Source organism: Arenibacter amylolyticus (genome assembly GCF_002150785.1).
Classification (GTDB): Bacteria; Bacteroidota; Bacteroidia; order Flavobacteriales; family Flavobacteriaceae; genus Arenibacter; species Arenibacter amylolyticus.
Genome location: NZ_MTAZ01000010.1, coordinates 29,383 through 50,256 on the forward strand (window position 1 = coordinate 29,383; position 20,874 = coordinate 50,256).

Genomic DNA, 20,874 nt, shown 5'->3' on the forward strand with positions numbered 1-20,874 from the left:
CTTTATGCACTACCTGGTTTGATAATTCAGCATTATACTCCAAAACTAATGATTAATAAAATTCAACCCCTATGAATGAAGTGGAAATTACAGACAACAGTTTCTTGCGTCAATTTGAAGCTAGGATCAATGGGCATTTGGCCAAGATAGAGTACGCGTCGCAGGAACGTAAGGTCTTTTTAACCAAACTGCATATTCCGGAAGAATTACAAGAAATAGAAATACAGGAAGAGTTTATTAGAAGTGTTTTAAATCACTTACAGGAACAAAATCTACGAGTAGTCCCTACCAGTCCTGAAATAGCTAGCTTTTTGAAAAAGAATAGGCAGTATCACGAAATGCTCCCGGTCGGAATTAGAATATAATATAAAAACCGCTTTTTAAAGCGGTTTTTTTTGTGTTTTACAGTCAGTTTCCTTAGCCTTTTTCTCTTAATATAGCAGCAACAATCAATCCTTCTCGCAGTCGCATATACTAAGGATTACTACACACTAGCACGCACCGATTCTAAAATAGTACATCTAACGAGGCCATCTTCTGCTATTTCGGTCAGCTTCACCTCTTGCAAGGTATTGCTTAAACTAGGGTCCCACGGAAATTTAACTTTTACGTAATTCTCGGTAAATCCGTGTATATAACCTTCTTTGTTTTCACTTTCAAACAAGACCGTACGCGTGGTACCCAGTTGCCCTTCATAAAATGCCCTTCTTTTTTTAACAGAGAGGCCACGGAGCATTTTAGATCTTTTACTTCTTACTTTTTTGGGCACCACCCCTTCCATTTCCGCTGCTAATGTGTTATCCCTTTCCGAATATGTAAATACGTGCAAGTAGGAGATATCCAATTCGTTTAAGAAATTATAAGTGGTTAAAAAGTGCTCTTCGGTTTCACCTGGAAATCCTACGATGACGTCTACCCCGATACAAGCATGGGGCATTACCTCCTTAATTTTGTTAACGCGATTTACATATAAATCGGTTAAATAACGCCTGCGCATCAATTTTAAAATTTCATCGCTACCACTCTGAAGGGGAATATGAAAATGCGGTACAAATGAATTACTATCCGCAACAAACTCTATGGTTTCATTTTTTAGCAGGTTGGGCTCAATGGAAGAAATCCTTAATCGATGTATACCCTCTACTGTATCTAATGCCTTTACCAAGTCTAAGAAAGTATGGTCGTGCTTTTTGTTGCCAAATTCACCCTTGCCATAATCCCCAATATTCACTCCCGTTAGGACAATCTCTTTAATATCTTGTTCTGAGATTTCCTTAGCATTCTTCAATACATTCTGTAAACTATCACTACGAGATATTCCTCTAGCCAAGGGAATGGTACAGTAGGTACATTTATAATCACAACCGTCTTGCACTTTTAAGAACGCCCTGGTTCTATCTCCAATAGCATAACTACCAACATAAAAATCGGCCTCCTCAATCTCACAGGAATGCACCTCTCCGTAATCGTTTTTGGACAGGTCGTTCACATAGTCGGCAATATTAAATTTCTCGGTAGCCCCCAAAACAAGATCTACCCCATCCACTGCCGCCAAATCCTCGGGTTTCAATTGAGCATAGCAACCTATAGCCGCAACAAAGGCATCCGGATTTACTTTTTGGGCCTGCTTTACTATTGTCTTAAAGCGCTTATCGGCATTATCCGTGACCGAACAGGTATTTATTACATACATATCTGCATATTCCGAAAAATCTACCCTAACAAACCCCTCATCCGTTAGGTTGCGCGCTATTGTTGAAGTTTCTGAAAAATTGAGCTTACAGCCCAATGTATAGAAAGCGACCTTTTTTTTCATATCCATCTCTCTTTCACCAAATTGCGATCCAATATGGTTCCCTTTTAAATTCTGCTAATTGCGATGCAAATATACCAATAATCCAAAACCTAGTCCAAAGAATAGTGATAGAGTATTTAGAGGTAGCTATTTAAAACAGCCTTAAGTTTATTCATTACGCCATTTCTTGGTATCCTCATAAACTTGCGTCAGGATTTTGGCATCCATCTCATTAAACTCCACATTTCGTCTGGCCATCATCACTTTAGCCGCTTCAAAAGCCTTTTCGGGTTGGTAGGTAGTAAAGCCTGTTGCACCACCCCAACTAAAACTAGGAATGAAATTTCTGGGAAATCCTGGTACATAGATATTGCAGTTCACCCCAATTACGGTCCCCGTATTAAACATGGTATTAATAGCCGTTTTACTGTGGTCTCCCATCATTAGCCCACAGAATTGCAATCCTGTTTGCTCAAAGGTCTCGGATTCGTAATTCCACAATTTAACCAAGGCATAGTTATTCTTGAGATTGGAGTTATTAGAGCTAGCTCCAATATTACACCACTCCCCCAATACTGCATTTCCCAGGTATCCTTCGTGCCCCTTACTGGAATAACCAAATATTACCGAATTACTGAGCTCTCCAGACACTTTACTATAAGGGCCTACGGTGGTAGCCCCATAAATCATGGTTCCCATTTTTACTACTGCCTTTTCACAAAGCGCAAAACCACCTCGGATAAGATTCCCTTCCCATACTTCCGAGTTTTTGCCTAAATAAATAGGCCCATCAGTAGCATTTAAAACACTGAACTCTACCTTTGCCCCTTCTTCCAAGAAGATGTTTTCCGGACAAATTAGGCTATTGGTTTTAGAAATAGGAGCACTCTTCCTGCCTTCGGTGATCAATTTAAAATCTGCCTCCAAGGCTTCGGCATTTTTTGAGAAAATATCCCATGTATGCTCTATCCTTAAAACCTCACCATTATAATCTATAGCATTATAGGTGGAAAAATCTATCTCCTCCTGTGTTTCTTTAGCATAAAAAGCAAGAATCTCCTCATCATAAAGGATAAGTTCATTCTCTTTAAGTTGGGTAACCAGCTCTACCAGGGAAGGATTAGGCAAAAAGGAAGCATTGATCAGGACATTATCTTCCATTTCCACCAAGGGAAATTTCTCGGACAAATAATCTTCTGTAATTGTGGTAGTAGTACTACCTAGATATTTCTCCCACTTTTCCCTAATGGTAAGAATACCAATTCTTATATCTGCTACTGGCCTGGTATAGGTAAAGGGCAATAATGCCGTTCTAACCGATCCGTCGAAAAGAATGTAATTCATACAACTAATTTAAAACAAAAAAAGTCACGCATAAGCGTGACTTTCCAACTTTTTAATAAAAAAAAGTCTTATTTCTTAAACTTACTGTATTTGTTCTTGAACTTATCAATACGTCCAGCGGTATCCAACACCTTGGCTTTTCCAGTGTAAAAAGGGTGTGACGTTCTAGAAATCTCTAGTTTTATCAACGGGTATTCCACTCCATCAACATCTAAAGTCTCCTTGGTGTCTGCCGCAGACTTAGTAATAAAAACCTCTTCATTGGACATATCCTTAAAGGCTACCAATCTATAATTTGCTGGATGTATATCTTTTTTCATTGTAATAACGTTAATTCCTTCTTGATTTCGAGCTGCAAATTTAATTGTTTTTCTGAAATTAGCAATTTATAATCTCAAAAAAAGAAAAATAAAAATTACTTACCTTTCTTTGTAACAAAGATAGTGAAAGAAACACTAACATTAAAAACATCTAAATCTTAAATAAATATGGAAATGGTTAAGCCCAATACTGGGAAATTTGCCTTGACGTACGGAGGTATCCTAGGCGCATTGAGTATTGTATTTGCATTAATGCTATATTCCTTGGACATGCATTACCAAGGAGGAATGATGGTACTGGCGGTAAGCCTTATTTTAACAATTGCCCTCATAGTCCTAGGAATGATCCAATTTAAAAAAGCCAATAACGGTTATATGTCTTTTGCACAAGCCCTAAAGATTGGCGTGGGCATTGGATTGGTAGGTGGTATCATTGGGATCCTCTTTAACCAACTCATGGCTGGGGTTATAGATCCCGATATGATGGACAAGGCCATGACCTATCAGCGAGCGCAACTTTTAGAAACCACCAAAATGACTCCAGAGCAAGTGGACGCTCAAATGGAAATGGGTAAGAAATTCACAACTCCCTCCATGCAAATAGTATTTGGTCTTATTTATAGTGTGGTAATTAGCTTTATATTTTCTTTAATCCCTGCTTTAATTCTAAAAAGATCGGAAACTATTCAGTAATTTGTACTTTTGAACAGATTTTGCATTAGTACTGAATGAATATATCTATAATAATTCCCTTACTCAACGAAGAAGAATCGTTACAAGAACTGCATGATTGGATTGTAGAGGTTATGCAATCCAATCATTTTTTATATGAGATCCTTTTTATAGATGATGGGAGCAGCGACCGTTCTTGGGAAATCATCTCCCAATTGGGCAAGCTAAACCCCAATGTTAAAGGCATACGGTTTTTAAAGAATTTTGGGAAGTCGCAAGCCTTGCATGCCGGATTTAAAGAGGCCAAGGGCGATGTTATCATCACAATGGACGCAGACCTTCAGGATAATCCGGAGGAGATTCCAGAACTCTACAAATTGATCCATGAGGACGGGTTTGATTTAATATCGGGCTGGAAGAAAAAAAGGTATGATTCTATTCTCGCTAAAAACCTTCCCTCCAAATTATTCAATTGGGCAGCACGAAAAACCTCTGGGGTAAAGCTCCACGATTTTAATTGCGGACTAAAGGCCTACAAAAAAGAGGTAGTCAAGACCATTGAAGTATCCGGGGAAATGCATCGTTATATCCCCGTATTGGTAAAATCGGCAGGTTTCTCTAAAATAGACGAAAAAGTAGTACGGCATCAAGCCAGGAAATATGGTAAGACCAAATTTGGTATGGAACGCTTCATCAATGGCTTTCTAGACCTGATCACCATTTGGTTTGTGTCCAAATTTGCACGACGCCCCATGCACCTCTTTGGTGCTCTTGGGGTAATGATGTTTACCATTGGCTTTGGATTTGCCATTTATCTAGGAATAGATAAACTCTTTATAAATCCTTTTGGAAGCCTACTTACGGATAGGCCACAGTTCTTTTTTGCACTTATTGCCATGGTGATAGGGTCCCAATTATTTTTAGCGGGATTTCTAGGTGAAATTATGGTAAGGTCCAGAAAAAATGAAACACGCTACACAATATCGGAAGGAATTAACCTTCCACAAAACAAATTATAATTCTTTGTATTTTTAAATACATAATCAAACCATTGAGACCATGGATACAATCGTGAATAAGGCAAAAAGTTGGTTAACGGATTTCTTTGACCCCAAGACCAAGGAGGAAATACAACAATTAATAAACAACAATACCGAGGAATTGAAAGATCGTTTTTACAAGGATCTTGAATTTGGAACCGGGGGCATGCGGGGTATTATGGGTGCCGGGACCAATCGCATCAACAAATACACCCTTGGGAAAAGCACGCAAGGATTAAGCAACTACTTAAAAATTGCCTATCCAGATACCGAATTAAAGGTGGTAATTGCGTACGACTGTAGGCACAACAGTGATACCCTTGCACGAACGGTAGCTGAAGTTTTTTCTGCGAACGGTATTAAGGTCTTTCTTTTTTCCGAATTAAGGACCACTCCAGAACTATCTTTTGCGGTGCGTCATCTAGATTGCCATGCAGGCATTGTACTAACCGCTTCCCATAATCCACCAGAATACAATGGATACAAGGTTTATTGGACCGATGGGGGACAAATTGTTCCTCCACAGGACGGGCAGATAATTTCGGAAATAGACCAAGTTTCCTACGAGGATATCAAGTTTGAGGCAAACGAAGATTTGATACAGCTAATAGGTAAGGAAGTAGACGAGGCCTTTATCAATGCCTGTGTAGAGAACGGAAACTTCAACGCACAAGGAAAGGACAATTACAAAATAGTATTTACCTCCCTCCACGGTACCTCCATTACTGCCATCCCAGAAGTGCTTAAACGGGCAGGCTACAAAAATGTAACCGTTATTGAAGAGCAGGCAAAGCCCGACGGAAATTTCCCTACGGTAAAGTCGCCCAACCCAGAAGAACCGGAAGCCTTATCCATGGCCATAGAAAAGGCCGAAGAAATAGGAGCGGATATTGTAATTGGTACGGATCCGGACTGTGACCGTTTAGGGGTTGCAGTACGTAACTTGGAGGGGAAGATGGAAATTTTGAACGGAAATCAATCCATGATTATGATGACCAAGTTTTTATTGGATCAGCGCAAGGCAAAAGGAATTAACGGGAACGAGTTTGTAGCTTCTACCATAGTTTCTACCCCCATGATGGATTCCCTAGCCAAAGCCTATGGGGTTGAGTGTAAAACTGCCCTTACCGGTTTTAAATGGATCGCTAAAATGATTAAAGACTACCCCGAGCAACCCTTTATAGGAGGTGGGGAAGAGAGTTTTGGTTTTATGGTAGGTGATTTTGTACGGGATAAAGATGCAGTAACCTCTACCCTATTGGCTTGTGAAATTGGTGCCCAGGCAAAAGCCAACGGCAGTTCTTTTTACAAAGACCTGATAGATTGCTACGTGGCCTATGGATTTTATAAGGAAAAATTGATTTCCCTTACTAAAAAGGGCATGCAAGGCGCCGAGGAAATTAAACAAATGATGAACGATTTTAAGGAGAATCCCGTAGCTTCCATAGACGGTTCTAAAGTAATCACCATTGAAGATTATAATACCGCTACTTCCAAGAATGTAGTAACCGGGGAAGTAACTGAACTGGATATCCCAAAATCCAATGTGTTGATATACATCGCAGAGGACGGCACAAAAATGGCCGCAAGACCCAGTGGAACAGAACCCAAAATTAAATTCTATTTCAGTATCAATGCTCCTTTGGAAAAGGCGGCCGACTTTAAAAAGGTGGATGCCCAATTGGATGCAAAAATCGATAGAATCCTAAATGAACTGAAAATTGATTAATGGAGTACTTTAAAAAGATCCTTCGTTTTGCGAAACCATACCGTAAATACGGTTTTTTAAACATTTTCTTTAACATTCTTTACGCCCTTTTTAGTGCGCTTAGCTTTGCCGCTTTGATCCCTATGTTGGACGTGTTGTTTAAGCCCGAAAAAAAGGTATTGCAAGAACCGGTCTATACCAGTTTTGGACAGTTGAAGGATTACTTGCAGGATTATATAAATTACCAGGTAACGGCCTATTCCGGAGACGACGAGATGAAAGGTCTGGTCTTGGTCATAGGCCTGGTACTAGTACTTTTTCTTTTAAAGAACTTCTTTAATTACTTGGCCATGTACTTCATCACCTTTTTAAGGAACGGAGTACTCAAGGACATCAGGAACAGTATGTACCAAAAGATAGTAGACCTACCCATCTCCTTCTATTCGGAAAAACGAAAGGGAGATGTTATTGCTAGGATTACTTCCGATGTACTAGAAATTCAACACTCCTTCCTTTCCGTGCTAGAATTGATTGTTCGGGAGCCTCTGACGATCGTTTTCACCATTTTGATTATGTTCGGAATCAGCACCGAGCTTACCCTCTTTGTCTTTATATTTATTCCTATTGCTGGCATGATAATCTCCAGGATCGGAAAATCGCTTAAAAGGCAATCTGATAGAGTACAAAAGGAACAGGGTGAATTCCTTTCCATTGTAGAGGAAACCCTGGGCGGACTACGAGTAATTAAGGCCTTTAATTCGGAATCCAGGTTTTTTAAAACCTTTAGCAACTCTACCAGTAGATTTTTCCATTACTCCAATCAACTGCTAAACCGGCAGAACCTAGCTTCTCCCACGGGAGAATTCTTAGGGATTTTAGTAATTGGGGTGCTATTATGGTTCGGAGGGAAAATGGTATTAATAGACCAAACCCTGGATGCTTCCTCTTTTATTGCTTATATGGGGTTGGCGTATAATATCCTTACCCCAGCAAAGGCAATTAGTAAAGCTTCCTATGGAATTAAAAAAGGAAATGCTGCTGCCCAACGGGTACTTGATATTTTGGAAACAGAGAATCCCATTGTGGAAAAAACCAATGCCCTCTCTAAGACCGATTTCAATACAGGAATCACCCTTCAGGATATCTCCTTTAAATATGAGGACGAATACGTGTTGAGAAACTTTAACCTAAAGCTCCCAAAAGGCCATACGGTAGCCCTAGTAGGGCAGTCTGGAAGTGGAAAAAGTACCATCGCAAATTTGGTTACTAGATTCTACGACGTAAATGAAGGGGTTATTGAAATAGATGGAACCAATATTAAGGATTTCACTAAAAAATCGCTCCGTAATTTATTGGGATTAGTCACCCAAGACTCCATCCTTTTTAATGATACAGTAAAAAACAACATTGGATTGGGTAAGGAAGGTGCCAGCGAAGAGGAAATTATTGAGGCTGCCAAAATTGCCAATGCCCACGATTTTATAATGGAACTTCCCAATGGGTATGACACCAATATTGGCGATAGTGGAAATAAACTAAGTGGGGGACAGAAACAGCGTCTCTCCATCGCCAGGGCCGTACTAAAAAATCCGCCAATCATGATATTGGACGAGGCAACCTCAGCCCTGGATACGGAAAGTGAGCGTTTGGTACAGGATGCCTTGGAGAAAATGATGAAAAACCGAACCTCCATAGTCATTGCCCACCGACTCTCTACCATACAGAATGCAGATAATATAGTGGTGCTTCAAAAAGGAGTCATTGTAGAACAAGGATCCCATTCACAATTATTGGAAGCAAACGGGGTGTACAAAAACCTGGTAGCAATGCAGCAACTCTAAAACCAGTATTCATATAAAGGTAGGCCCTCCAGAAGTCATTTCGATTTTCTGGAGGGCTCTCTATTTATGGGAAACTAGCTTAGAGTGTTAGATTCCTAATCATACAAAGCAGAAAACATTCCGGTTTTTCTTGGGTTTGCGAAATAAATAATTAAGGCCGCACCACTAAAAATTCAGCGATACCGCGGTAATATTTAGGCTTTCCATATCGCTCCTATTCCTTACCTTTGAACCGATTAACAGTTACTATGGCAAAAATAAGTTCCAAAACACTTCAAGATTTAGAGTTTCACACCGTTCTTCAACAGCTCTCCGTTAGATGTACTACGGAATTGGGGAAGGAACAGGTCCTAGATATAGCCCCAATAAGAGCCAAAGAAGAGCTCTTGGCCACCTTGGGACAAACATCGGAATACCTATCTAGTTTTACCAATGACAATAGGATACCCGGTCATGATTTTGATGCGATATCCCAAGAACTAAAACTTTTAAGGATAGAGAACACTACCATAGAGATCAGCGGTTTTAAAAGGATAGCAGGTATCTGTAATTCGGTAGCAACACACACCAAGTTCCTTAAGAAGTTTAAGGACTACTACCCATTGCTCCTTCAAGTTTCTGAAGGGATCACCTACCACCCAGAGATTGTTAAATCTATAAATGACGTCATCGATAAATTTGGGGAGATTAAGAATACCGCATCCCCTAAATTACAAGAAATCCGCTCTCAAATAGGGACGGTAAAAGCCAAGATCAATCAAAGTTTTGCTTCTGCCCTTACCACCTATCAGGCATCCGACTTATTAGATGAAATTAGGGAGTCTGTAGTAGACAATAGGCGGGTATTAGCCGTAAAGAGTATGCACCGTAAAAAGGTAAAGGGCTCTCTAATGGGTACTTCCAAAACGGGCAGTATTGTTTATATAGAACCAGAAGCTACCTTAAGATACAGTAGGGAACTCAATAACCTGGAGTTTGAGGAAAGGGAAGAAATCCAGAAAATATTAAAGGACCTTACCCAGCAGACTCAGCCTTATTCCCAGGATTTGTACGACTATCAGCAGTTTTTGACGCAGATGGATATTACGGCGGCAAAGGCCAAATACGCCTTGGAAATGGATGCCTTATTGCCAGAAATCACCGAGGAAAGAGAACTCTATTTAAGAGACGCCTACCACCCCTTACTTTTCCTAAACAACAAGTATAAAAAGGAAAAAACCTACCCACAGACTATTACCCTCCATCCAGAGAACAGAATCATTGTTATTTCTGGTCCAAACGCAGGGGGGAAAAGTATTACTTTAAAAACCATAGGACTGCTTCAATTAATGCTGCAGAGCGGCTTATTGATTCCGGTACACGAACGATCTAAAGTATGTTTATTCACCAATATACTAACGGATATTGGCGACAACCAATCCATTGAAAACCACTTAAGTACCTATAGCTACCGACTTAAGAACATGAACTACTTTCTGCGAAAAGTCAACGACAAGACCTTGTTCTTAATTGACGAATTTGGAACTGGTAGTGATCCCGAACTGGGCGGTGCTTTAGCCGAAACATTTTTGGAGGTATTTTATGAACGAGGTGCCTATGGCGTAATTACTACCCACTACTCCAATTTAAAACTTTTGGCAAACGAACTCCCCCATGTCACCAATGCCAATATGCTTTTTGATGGGAAGTCTTTAGAACCCACCTTTCAATTAGTCTTGGGCCAGGCAGGTAGTTCCTTCACCTTTGAGGTAGCGCAAAAAAATGGGATTCCCTATAGCTTAATCAATAAGGCGAAAAAGAAAATAGAACGCGGGAAGGTGCGTTTTGATGCCACCATTGCCAAACTACAGAAAGAACGTAGTAAAATGGAGAAAACTGGATCTAGATTACAGGAAGAGGAATCTAAAGCTAGGACGGAGGCCCAGAAGTTGGAAGACCTCAACTCCAAAATTAAATCCAAATTGGAAAATTACCAGGAGTTATATGACCACAACCAACGGATGATCTATTTGGGAAATAAGGTAAACACCGCTGCCGAGAAATATTTTCAGGATAAAAAAAGGCGCCCCTTAATCTCAGAACTACTCAAGATCGTTGAGACAGAAAACAGTAAACGGAAAAAGAAATCCCCAAAGGAGGTAAAGGCACAAAAGGAGAAAAAAGCCAAAGTAGAACAAGAGGTAATAAAAAAGGTAGAGGTAATCCGCGAAAGAAAAAAGGTGGCAAAAAAGAAGGCCGCGGTAGTAGAAAAAAACAAGCCTCGCCCTATTTTCAAAATTGGCGATCGGGTACGGATGATGGATGGAAAAGCGGTAGGAAGTATAGACAACCTAGAGAAGGACAAGGCCATCGTAAATTATGGCATTTTCACTACCAATGTGAACGTAGATCAACTGGAATTGGTGCAGGCGGCTAAAAAATAACTCCGAACCCCTAACTTCTTGCAACTAAGCATTGCGGGGATGACCCCTAAAAACACGATTATTAACCCTATAAGAAGTATTTATAACTATTGGAATTTAGCTTCCAGCCACTATATCTTTGCAAAATGGAAACAAATCAAAAGAAAATTCTATTGTTTGACGGTGTGTGTAATTTATGCAACAACGCTGTTCAATATGTAATAAAAAGAGATAAGAACGATTTGTATAGGTATGCCGCTTTACAGAGTGATATTGGGCGTAAATTAACTGCCGACCGTCATATAGATACCTCCCAGGTAGACTCCATCATTTTGATAGAACCTGGAGTGGCTTATTATACGAAGTCTGCCGCCGCTCTAAAAATTGCTAAGTCTTTTGGCGGACTATGGGGTTTGGCAGCTATTCTGGAATGGATTCCGGAAGGCCTAAGCAACGTGGTGTACGATTTTGTTGCTAAGAACCGCTATCGTTGGTACGGGAAAAAAGAGGCCTGCATGGTTCCCACCCCAGAACTGAAGGCCAAATTCCTGGACTAGTCCCCATACCTTAAAAAAATAGCAGTCCCTAAGATTCGTAACCTACTAATGAGATAATTAAAAGACATAAGTAATAGGAACTAACACGGCAAAGCTGAGGAATAAACTTTCTTTCTTGGGCATATAAGCTTAAATTTGTAACAATCATTAAACGGAATATCAATTATGGAATATCGCATTGAAAAAGATACCATGGGCGAGGTAAAGGTGCCGTCCAACAAATATTGGGGAGCACAAACCGAACGCTCCAGAAACAATTTTAAAATTGGTCCTCCGGCTTCCATGCCTTTGGACATCGTTTATGGTTTTGCCTATTTAAAGAAAGCGGCCGCTTACACCAACCATGAGCTAGGTGTTTTAGAAGTTGAAAAAAGAGATCTTATAGCCCAGGTCTGCGATGAGATCTTGGAGGGTAAGCACGATGATCAATTTCCGTTGGTAATTTGGCAAACAGGTTCTGGGACCCAAAGCAATATGAATGTGAACGAGGTGGTTGCCAACAGGGCCCATGAAATTGCTGGCAAGAAAATTGGCGAAGGGGAAAAGACCATTCAACCTAACGATGACGTTAACAAGTCGCAGTCCTCTAACGATACTTTCCCAACTGGGATGCATATTGCCGCGTACAAGAAGATTGTAGAGACCACCATCCCTGGAGTTACACAACTAAGAAACACCTTAGATAAAAAAGCAAAGGAATTTGCAAAGGTGGTAAAAATAGGACGTACCCATTTAATGGATGCCACTCCCCTAACCTTGGGACAGGAAATTTCTGGTTACGTTTCTCAATTAGATCACGGTTTACGAGCCCTTAACTACACACTAGACCACCTAAGTGAATTGGCTTTGGGAGGTACGGCCGTAGGTACTGGTTTAAACACCCCAGAGGGCTATGATGTATTGGTAGCAGAGTACATTGCCAAATTTACAGGTTTACCCTTTAAAACCGCTGAAAACAAGTTTGAAGCCTTGGCTGCCCATGATGCCATGGTGTCTACCCACGGAGCACTAAAACAATTGGCTGTAGCCTTAAACAAAATTGCCAACGATATAAGAATGATGGCTTCTGGCCCTAGGTCTGGAATTGGCGAAATTATAATTCCGGCCAATGAGCCTGGGAGTTCCATTATGCCTGGAAAGGTTAACCCCACTCAGTGTGAAGCCCTAACCATGGTATGTGCCCAAGTAATGGGGAACGATGTTGCGATTTCTGTTGGGGGAACACAAGGCCATTATGAGTTAAACGTTTTTAAACCAATGATGGCAGCCAACCTATTGCAATCTGCTCAACTACTGGGTGACGCTTGTGTAAGTTTTGATGAGCATTGCGCATCGGGAATAGAGCCCAATTACGAGGTAATAGAGGAGTTGTTAAATAATTCCTTGATGCTGGTAACTGCGCTTAATACAAAAATAGGGTATTATAAAGCTGCAGAGATTGCCAATACGGCCCATAAAAATGGCACCACCTTAAAAGAGGAGGCTATTAACTTGGGGTATGTAACCGCTGAGCAGTACGACGAATGGGTTAGACCGGAAGATATGGTAGGAACCCTCAATAAATAAACTTCACAATCTTCAATAAAAAAGGCCGATCTGTTGCAGATCGGCCTTTTGATTTGATGGGTGGATTTCCTTATTTCAATTCGAACTTGGAAGTGCCCAATAGTTTCAATCCATTATCATAGACATTCACCATATAATTTCCTTTCTGAAAATCACCGGCAGGCTTATCTATAAAGTCGCACACATCTAAGGCACGGTTCTCATAATAGAATTCGGTCCCCTTACTATAGGTTATAGATGCTCCCGACTCTGAGGTTTGGGAGAAGCTTTCACCCAAAACATTTCCTTGTGGATCCAAAACCTCGATAAAAAATTGTCGGTCTCCCGCCTGAGCAATAACATTGTCTGCAACAGTGAAACAAACTTTTAGTTTATCTGTAGCTCTTGCTCTAGAAGTAGAAACCAATTTACCATTTCTTCTTTCCCTTACCGCATCTACGCTAAACTTAGAAAGATTTAAGGTAGATCCTTTTTCAAGTACGTCGGCCAATTGGGTGTTCTGTACCACTAAAGAATCATTAAAAATAGTTTGTTTCTCCAATTCTACATAGGTACTATCCCTTTGCATAGCCAAGAAGGTGTTAGATCTGGTTAAGGAATCTACTTTTCTCAATAGCTGCTCGCGCTCTTTGGTTAAAATTCCAACTTGCTTTCTATATCTGTACAGACTTGCGATGTCGGATTTCATGGTTTTAACGGAATCTATGTATTTTGCAATATTATCCCTAGCCGTTACCAATTCTTCGTTGGTAGCATTGCTTTCCAAAATTGCTTTGTCATATTCCGATTTTAAACTAGTGAGATCCTCAACCACCAATTCTTTCTCTTTAGTGAGCAAGGCCTCATTTTTTTGCTTATCCTGATAAAGACTTACGGTATATATAATTACACCCAGTAAAATTACAGCGAGCAGCCCCGCTATAACCTTCAACCCATTATTGCTTTTTGTTTCAGTCATGATTTTAGTAATTAATTAATTTTCTTTGGTTAACTTTAATTTGTTTGTATCATACATATATACGAAAAGGTTTCGTTTTTAGATTTTTTTGGCAAAAAAAATAATTTATCCCTAAAAACTAAGATCCTTATATTAACTTTATAAAAACCGAATTTCAATACCATGTCCTTAGAAATTCTTCCTTTTGAGTCAGGCAATTCCGATCATGCTCACAGTTTTAAAATCTTAAACGAAGCATGGTTAACCAAACATTTTTATCTAGAGCCTAAGGATCAACAACTTTTAGCCAACAGTGAAGCTAATATAATCAATAAAGGCGGTTATATTTATTTTGCTCGGTTGAATGGAGAAATTATTGGTTGCTTTGCACTATTGCCCCATGCCTTTGGGGAGTATGAATTAAGTAAAATGGCGGTAGATCCCACTTACCAAGGAATGAAAATTGGGCAAGCCCTATTACAGCATGCCGTAGAAGTAGGAAAGAAAAATAAATGGAAGAAGCTGATGCTATACTCCAATACCCGCTTAAAAAATGCCATTCACATCTATAAAAAAATTGGTTTTAAAGAGGTTGTACTGGAAAATGACCTGCCCTACGACCGGTGTGATATAAAAATGGAATTGGCTTTAACCTAAAATCAACTATCATGAAAAACAACTATCTGTGTATCACGTTTTTATTTTTATGTATAGTTCTTAACGCGGGCTGCAAGGAAAAAACAAAGTCGGCCCCCGTCCCAACCAATACCCCACCATCCATCCAAGAGAAGGAGGATAGTTCCCTAAAAATTATACCAATAGAGCATGCATCAGCAGTTCTCATCATGGAGGATACTACCATATATATAGACCCTGTTGGGGGAGCGGAAAATTATAAGGAGGTGCCAGATCCGGATATTATCCTCATTACCGATATTCATGGCGATCATTTTAGCTTGGAAACCTTGGAGGAATTGAACACCCAAAATTCCAAAATTATTCTTCCTCAGGCTGTTGCCGATCTAATGCCTGCAAAGTTTACGCCTCAAATAGACATCTTAGACAATGGTGATCAAAAACTACGATCGGGTATTTTAATAGAGGCTATTCCCATGTACAATTTAAGGGAAGAGGCATTGCATTTGCATCCTAAAGGCAGGGGAAATGGCTATGTAATTAGTAAGGACGGTCAGCGTATTTATTTTTCTGGGGATACCGAGGATATTCCGGAAATGCGAAATCTTGCGCATATAGACATTGCCTTTATTTGTATGAACCTACCTTATACCATGACTGTAGAAAAAGCAGCCGATGCCGTCTTGGACTTTAGACCAAAACAGGTGTATCCCTATCACTATCGCGGTAAGTTTGAGGTGAGCGATGTAGCCTTATTTAAAGAATTGATAAATGAGAATAAGCCAGATATAGAAGTGGTTCTATTAGATTGGTATCCCAAGGCCGATTATTAATTCCTAAGCAGGAAACCCACTAAAAAAAAATCCGCCATAACCTTTGGGCTAGGGCGGACTCTTAGAACAGAAGTTAATTCTAGCGGATTAACTTTTTGTATTTTAATCGCTTTGGAATGGTATCCCCACCCAAGCGCTTCTTTTTATTCTCTTCGTATTCGGAGAAAGACCCCTCAAAGAAATAGACCTGAGAGTCTCCTTCAAAAGCTAGGATATGGGTACAAATCCTATCCAAAAACCATCGGTCGTGGGAAATAACCACCGCACATCCGGCGAAATTTTCCAATCCCTCTTCCAAGGCACGTAGGGTATTCACATCCAAATCGTTGGTAGGCTCATCCAAGAGCAATACATTCCCTTCTTCCTTTAAGGTCATGGCTAGGTGCAAACGGTTACGCTCACCACCAGAAAGCATACTTACCTTCTTGTTCTGTTCACTTCCAGAGAAATTAAATCGACTTAAATAAGCCCTGGAATTCACCTGTCTGCCTCCCATTAAAATAAGCTCTTGCTCATCACTAAAATTCTGCCAGATGGTTTTCTCTGGGTCAATATTAGAATGACTTTGATCTACGTAAGCGATCTTTGCCGTTTCCCCTACCTTAAACTCTCCTTTATCTGGAGTTTCCTCTCCCATAATCATACGGAAAATAGTAGTCTTACCCGCTCCGTTAGGACCAATAACCCCAACAATACCCGCCTGTGGAAGATTAAAATTAAGGTCTTCATAAAGCAACTTATCGTCATAGCCTTTACTTACCCCATTAGCCTCAATAACATTGGTACCCAAGCGCGGACCATTTGGAATATAAATCTCCAGCTTTTCGTCTAACTGCTTTTGATCCTGACTCATCAGTTTATCATAATTCTGTAAACGGGCTTTTTGTTTTGTTTGACGCCCTTTAGCACCTTGTCTCACCCATTCCAACTCTCGCTCCAGTACCTTCTGACGCTTGGAAGCTGTTTTGTTTTCCTGTGCCATACGTTTGGACTTCTGATCTAACCAGCTAGAGTAGTTTCCTTTCCATGGAATTCCTTCGCCACGGTCTAATTCCAGTATCCATCCCGCAACATTATCTAAGAAATACCTATCGTGGGTTACGGCAATAACCGTTCCCTTGTAAGCAGCTAAATGATGCTCTAACCAGTGTACGGATTCTGCATCCAAGTGGTTGGTAGGCTCATCTAACAATAATATTTCGGGTTCTTGCAATAACAATCTACACAAGGCAACACGTCTCCTTTCTCCACCGGAAAGGACACCAATCTTTTTATCGGAATCCGGGGTACGCAAAGCATCCATGGCAATTTCCAATTTGGTATCCAATTCCCAAGCATTGCTAGCATCGATCTGATCCTGTAACACAGCCTGACGATCCATGAGCTTTTGCATCTTATCGGCATCCTCGTATACCTCTGGAAGCCCAAACATATCATTAATCTTATTGTACTCGTCTAGGATGGCAACCGTTTCCGCAACACCTTCCTTCACCACTTCTAAAACCGTCTTGTCCTCATCTAACTGTGGTTCTTGCTCTAGGTAGCCCACCCTATAACCGGGCGAAAAGACTACATCTCCCTGAAAATTCTTGTCTACTCCGGCTATTATCCGCAACAAGGTGGACTTACCAGAACCGTTGAGACCTAAAATTCCAATTTTAGCTCCGTAGAAAAAGCTTAAATAAATGTTCTTAAGTACTGGGGTATTCGCAGTTTTATAAGTTTTGGTAACCCCAGACATGGAGAAAATCACTTTCTTATCGTCTGACATATCTTAATTAATGTGTTTAATGTTCATATCCTCTCATTTGGACCGTAGTCCGTAGTATTCCTTTACTATTGTAGTGTACTGGACTTTTTTAAGGATAACTCCTCATTTCCTCCAGAAAACAGCTATTGGTATTGGCGATAGCTTATCAAGGTTGGTGCAGAAATGCTAAAAGACCTCTACCTAACCCATTATCGTCTCCCATTTGCCATAAATTCTTTACCGACATCAGAAAATAAAAAATAGCCTAACTACCTTTTACAATGGGACCTAAATCTATTTCAATACAGCTCCAAATCTATTTTTCGCCAATTAGGAACGCTATACCCTACCCTTAAGGGCATTAAAAACCCAAGCTATAGCAAAGAAGCCTATACCTACAGAAGCAAATCCCCAACCGGCAACCTCATCATATCTAAAAGCGCCCAAAGCAATAAGTGCCAGCCCAACAACAATCATTATAAAGGTTGCCCAGGCCAGTACCGTATTCTTATTCATTCCCATGTTTAATTTAGTTTGATTTGTAGAAGGTCAAATATCGTAATTATTATAAGAATATTTCGGTCTATTTACACTTTATTCGGAGGACGGAAAATGTATCCCATTTTGATCCCTTATCGTATCCATTAATCCAATCAGATCCAAGCTGTTTTGATGACTCCAAAGGTCGCTCTCTAATTTCCCCTCTGCAAGACAGGCGTGCACTTCCTTTATCTCATAAAAGTATCCCTTGCCTTGAGTAGGGAGTCTAAACGCTTCTTGCTGTTGTTCTTTTTGAACACTATATCCTTGGGCCTGGTGCCATCGTTCAGGAATCGTAATAATTCCCTTTTCTCCTGAAATCTGTGCTCGCATTGTTGAATTACTGGTAAATCCTGAATATAAAACAGCCTGGGCATGCTGGTATTTAAAAATAATAGAGGTTTGTATTTCTGCCCCATTGGAGTAAAAACTGGAAGTAGACAACACTTCATCTGGCTTACCCAAGAGGAGGTAAGCTAGAAATATTGGATATATTCCTACATCCAAGAGAGAGCCACCCCCTAATTCGGGGTTTAAAACCCGACCTTTTAAGTCCCTATCCAATGCATAAAAAGCAAAATCTGCGTGCACATAAGCGATATTCCCTATTTCTCCATTATCTACCAATGACTTAACTTTTCGTATTGCGGGATTAAACCTACTCCAAAGCGCCTCCATCAAAAACACCTTGTTCTTCTTGGAAGATGCAATCATTGCCTCCACTTCCTTCTTATTGATACCCAACGGCTTTTCACAGAGCACATGTTTCCCCAAATCCATCGCCATAATGGATAGGTTTGCATGAAAACGATGTGGTGTAGCTATATATACTACATCTACTTCCTCGCATTCCATCAACTCCTTATAACTTCCAAAGGCCAAAGAGACCTCATATTCCGACGCAAACTCTTTGGCTTTCTCTAGACTTCTAGAGGCAACGGCAGTGATAACTGCCTCGTTCACCAGGGCTAAATCTTGCACAAAGGAATGGGCTATCTTCCCCAATCCAATTATTCCCCATCTTATTTTTTGATCCATACTATTCTGAAATACTTCCTTTAAAATTTTTTATAATTTAGAACTATGGGCACTCTCCCATCATTTTGATTAACCCCCTAATAGTCAGCCAGTCTCCCTAAGATCAATAATAATGATAAAACCAATTGTGCCGTTCCCCGCTAATTTATTTTTAAGTTACTAAAGATAACTCCTTATCTTTAGGGCACAAAGAAAACCCGTTACTACATGGACATCAACTTCAACATTAACGAAGACCACAATAAGCTTTTACTTTCAGATTTAAAACGCAGGCTTGCCAAGGTAGCACTTGGTGGCGGAAAACAGCGTTTAGAGAAACAACATTCCCTTGGTAAAATGAGTGCTAGGGAACGAATAGATTACCTCTTGGATTCGGACCGTGAGCAGGTTGAAGTTGGCGCATTTGCCGGAGATGGCCTATATGAGGAACACGGTGGATGTCCTTCTGGAGGAGTCATTGTGAAAATTGGATATATAAAAGGAAAACAATGTATAGTAGTTGCCAATGATGCTACGGTAAAAGCAGGAGCTTGGTTTCCCATCACTGCAAAAAAGAATTTACGCGCACAGGAAATCGCCATGGAAAATAGGCTTCCCATAATTTATTTGGTAGACAGTGCGGGGGTCTACCTTCCCATGCAGGACGAAATTTTCCCAGACAAGGAACATTTTGGGAGAATTTTTAGGAACAATGCCATTATGAGCAGTATGGGAATCACCCAAATTGCTGCCGTTATGGGTAGTTGCGTAGCGGGAGGCGCCTACTTGCCTATTATGAGTGACGAGGCGCTGATAGTAGACAAAACCGGTAGTATCTTTTTAGCGGGTAGTTATTTGGTAAAAGCCGCTATTGGAGAGATTGTAGACAACGAAACCCTAGGGGGCGCTACTACCCATTGCGAAATTAGTGGGGTAACAGACTATAAAGCGAAGGACGACCAAGAGGCCTTGGAGACCATAAAAAATATTGTGGATAAAATTGGCGACTATGATAAAGCTGGTTACAGCCGGACTACTCCTCATAAACCAAAAGAGAAAGAAGAGGATATATATGGAATTCTCCCAAAATCGAGGGCAGAACAGTATGATATGCTCGAAATAATAAAACGTCTGGTAGATAACTCGGAGTTTGAACAGTACAAGGAAGGCTATGGAAAATCCTTACTTACCGGCTATGCCCGTATCGATGGATGGGCCGTAGGGATTGTGGCCAACCAACGCAAAGTAGTAAAAACAAAGAACGGGGAAATGCAGTTTGGCGGAGTAATCTATTCCGATTCTGCAGATAAGGCAACGCGATTTATTGCCAATTGCAACCAAAAGAAAATTCCCCTTGTATTCTTGCAGGATGTCACCGGATTTATGGTGGGTAGCAAGAGCGAACACGGCGGCATCATAAAAGATGGAGCCAAAATGGTAAATGCGGTGAGTAATTCCGTAGTGCCCAAATTCACCATTGTAATTGGCAATAGTTATGGAGCTGGAAATTACGCTATGTGTGGAAAGGCTTATGACCCAAGGTTGATTGTAGCCTGGCCAAGTGCAGAGTTAGCGGTAATGAGCGGCAACTCTGCCGCCAAGGTACTGCTGCAAATAGAAACGGCTTCCCTAAAGAAAAAAGGAGAAGAAATAACCCCGGAGAAGGAAGAGGAATTATTCAATAAGATTAAGCAACGATACGACGATCAAATATCGCCCTACTATGCTGCCGCGAGATTATGGACCGATGCAGTCATAGACCCCTTAGATACTAGGAAATGGATTTCCATGGGCATAGACGCCGCCAATCATGCTCCTATAGAAAAGCCTTTTAATTTGGGGGTAATTCAGGTTTAATTTGGAAATGTGTCGATTTGAAGATTTGGAAATGTGGGGGTATCTAAGGTAGCAATTGA

The 20,874-nt window shown here is 40.5% G+C and carries 18 protein-coding genes; 11 read left to right on the top strand and 7 right to left on the bottom strand.

Going from position 1 to position 20,874, the window contains the following annotated elements; all coding sequences use genetic code 11:
* Positions 1-71 precede the first annotated feature (71 nt).
* The gene (locus BV214_RS05755; protein ID WP_086476547.1) at positions 72-365 is read left to right on the top strand and encodes an N-acetyltransferase; all 294 of its coding nucleotides are present in this window, start codon (positions 72-74) and stop codon (positions 363-365) included.
* Positions 366-484: 119 nt separating this feature from the next.
* Here the strand turns inward: BV214_RS05755 and mtaB are convergent, their stop codons facing one another.
* The 3 genes from mtaB to BV214_RS05770 all read right to left on the bottom strand — a co-directional run bounded on the left by mtaB (position 485) and on the right by BV214_RS05770 (position 3,459).
* Complete coding sequence (mtaB, locus tag BV214_RS05760) at positions 485-1,816, bottom strand: tRNA (N(6)-L-threonylcarbamoyladenosine(37)-C(2))-methylthiotransferase MtaB (protein WP_086476564.1); 1,332 nt, start codon at positions 1,814-1,816, stop codon at positions 485-487.
* A 147-nt stretch (positions 1,817-1,963) separates the two neighbouring features.
* Complete coding sequence (locus BV214_RS05765; RefSeq protein WP_086476548.1) at positions 1,964-3,139, bottom strand: GlmU family protein; 1,176 nt, start codon at positions 3,137-3,139, stop codon at positions 1,964-1,966.
* Between the two features lie 68 nt (positions 3,140-3,207).
* Positions 3,208-3,459: a type B 50S ribosomal protein L31 gene (locus tag BV214_RS05770; RefSeq protein WP_086476549.1), complete on the bottom strand. Its 252-nt coding sequence runs from the start codon at positions 3,457-3,459 to the stop codon at positions 3,208-3,210.
* Between the two features lie 168 nt (positions 3,460-3,627).
* On the opposite strand from BV214_RS05770, the gene BV214_RS05775 reads away from it, so the two are divergent.
* The 7 genes from BV214_RS05775 (at position 3,628) to fumC (ending at position 13,245) form a co-directional block, all read left to right on the top strand.
* On the top strand, positions 3,628-4,152 hold the full coding sequence (locus BV214_RS05775; protein WP_086476550.1) for a DUF4199 domain-containing protein: 525 nt from the start codon (positions 3,628-3,630) through the stop codon (positions 4,150-4,152).
* 35 nt (positions 4,153-4,187) lie between these two features.
* Positions 4,188-5,150: a glycosyltransferase family 2 protein gene (locus tag BV214_RS05780; RefSeq protein ID WP_086476551.1), complete on the top strand. Its 963-nt coding sequence runs from the start codon at positions 4,188-4,190 to the stop codon at positions 5,148-5,150.
* Positions 5,151-5,190: 40 nt separating this feature from the next.
* Positions 5,191-6,900 carry a phospho-sugar mutase gene (locus BV214_RS05785; protein ID WP_086476552.1) on the top strand — a complete coding sequence of 570 codons (1,710 nt, stop codon included), beginning with the start codon at positions 5,191-5,193 and terminating at the stop codon, positions 6,898-6,900.
* On the top strand, positions 6,900-8,720 hold the full coding sequence (locus BV214_RS05790; RefSeq protein WP_086476553.1) for an ABC transporter ATP-binding protein: 1,821 nt from the start codon (positions 6,900-6,902) through the stop codon (positions 8,718-8,720). The genes BV214_RS05785 and BV214_RS05790 overlap by 1 nt, the downstream gene beginning before the upstream one ends.
* Positions 8,721-8,968: 248 nt before the next feature.
* Positions 8,969-11,143, top strand: coding sequence for an endonuclease MutS2 (locus BV214_RS05795; protein WP_086476554.1), 2,175 nt, complete (start codon positions 8,969-8,971; stop codon positions 11,141-11,143).
* Between the two features lie 125 nt (positions 11,144-11,268).
* Positions 11,269-11,679, top strand: a complete 411-nt coding sequence (locus BV214_RS05800; protein WP_086476555.1) for a thiol-disulfide oxidoreductase DCC family protein — start codon at positions 11,269-11,271, stop codon at positions 11,677-11,679.
* A gap of 165 nt (positions 11,680-11,844) precedes the next feature.
* Positions 11,845-13,245: a class II fumarate hydratase gene (gene fumC, locus BV214_RS05805; RefSeq protein ID WP_086476556.1), complete on the top strand. Its 1,401-nt coding sequence runs from the start codon at positions 11,845-11,847 to the stop codon at positions 13,243-13,245.
* A 70-nt stretch (positions 13,246-13,315) separates the two neighbouring features.
* Here the strand turns inward: fumC and BV214_RS05810 are convergent, their stop codons facing one another.
* A complete protein-coding gene (locus tag BV214_RS05810; protein WP_086476557.1) occupies positions 13,316-14,203 on the bottom strand; it encodes a hypothetical protein in 888 nt (295 codons plus the stop codon).
* Between the two features lie 162 nt (positions 14,204-14,365).
* Here BV214_RS05810 and BV214_RS05815 point away from each other — a divergent pair, with 162 nt between their 5' ends.
* Both BV214_RS05815 and BV214_RS05820 read left to right on the top strand, forming a co-directional pair.
* Positions 14,366-14,839, top strand: a complete 474-nt coding sequence (locus tag BV214_RS05815; protein ID WP_086476558.1) for a GNAT family N-acetyltransferase — start codon at positions 14,366-14,368, stop codon at positions 14,837-14,839.
* An 11-nt stretch (positions 14,840-14,850) separates the two neighbouring features.
* The gene (locus tag BV214_RS05820; RefSeq protein ID WP_086476559.1) at positions 14,851-15,651 is read left to right on the top strand and encodes an MBL fold metallo-hydrolase; all 801 of its coding nucleotides are present in this window, start codon (positions 14,851-14,853) and stop codon (positions 15,649-15,651) included.
* A 79-nt stretch (positions 15,652-15,730) separates the two neighbouring features.
* On the opposite strand, the gene ettA is transcribed toward BV214_RS05820, so the two are convergent.
* The 3 genes from ettA to BV214_RS05835 all read right to left on the bottom strand — a co-directional run bounded on the left by ettA (position 15,731) and on the right by BV214_RS05835 (position 19,006).
* Positions 15,731-17,422, bottom strand: coding sequence for an energy-dependent translational throttle protein EttA (gene ettA / locus BV214_RS05825; RefSeq protein ID WP_086476560.1), 1,692 nt, complete (start codon positions 17,420-17,422; stop codon positions 15,731-15,733).
* Positions 17,423-17,740: 318 nt separating this feature from the next.
* Entirely contained in the window at positions 17,741-17,923 is a 183-nt protein-coding gene (locus BV214_RS05830; protein ID WP_086476561.1) for a CAL67264 family membrane protein, read from the bottom strand.
* A 72-nt stretch (positions 17,924-17,995) separates the two neighbouring features.
* Positions 17,996-19,006: a Gfo/Idh/MocA family protein gene (locus BV214_RS05835; protein WP_262483063.1), complete on the bottom strand. Its 1,011-nt coding sequence runs from the start codon at positions 19,004-19,006 to the stop codon at positions 17,996-17,998.
* Positions 19,007-19,186: 180 nt separating this feature from the next.
* Here BV214_RS05835 and BV214_RS05840 point away from each other — a divergent pair, with 180 nt between their 5' ends.
* A complete protein-coding gene (locus tag BV214_RS05840; RefSeq protein ID WP_086476563.1) occupies positions 19,187-20,815 on the top strand; it encodes an acyl-CoA carboxylase subunit beta in 1,629 nt (542 codons plus the stop codon).
* Positions 20,816-20,874: the final 59 nt, after the last annotated feature.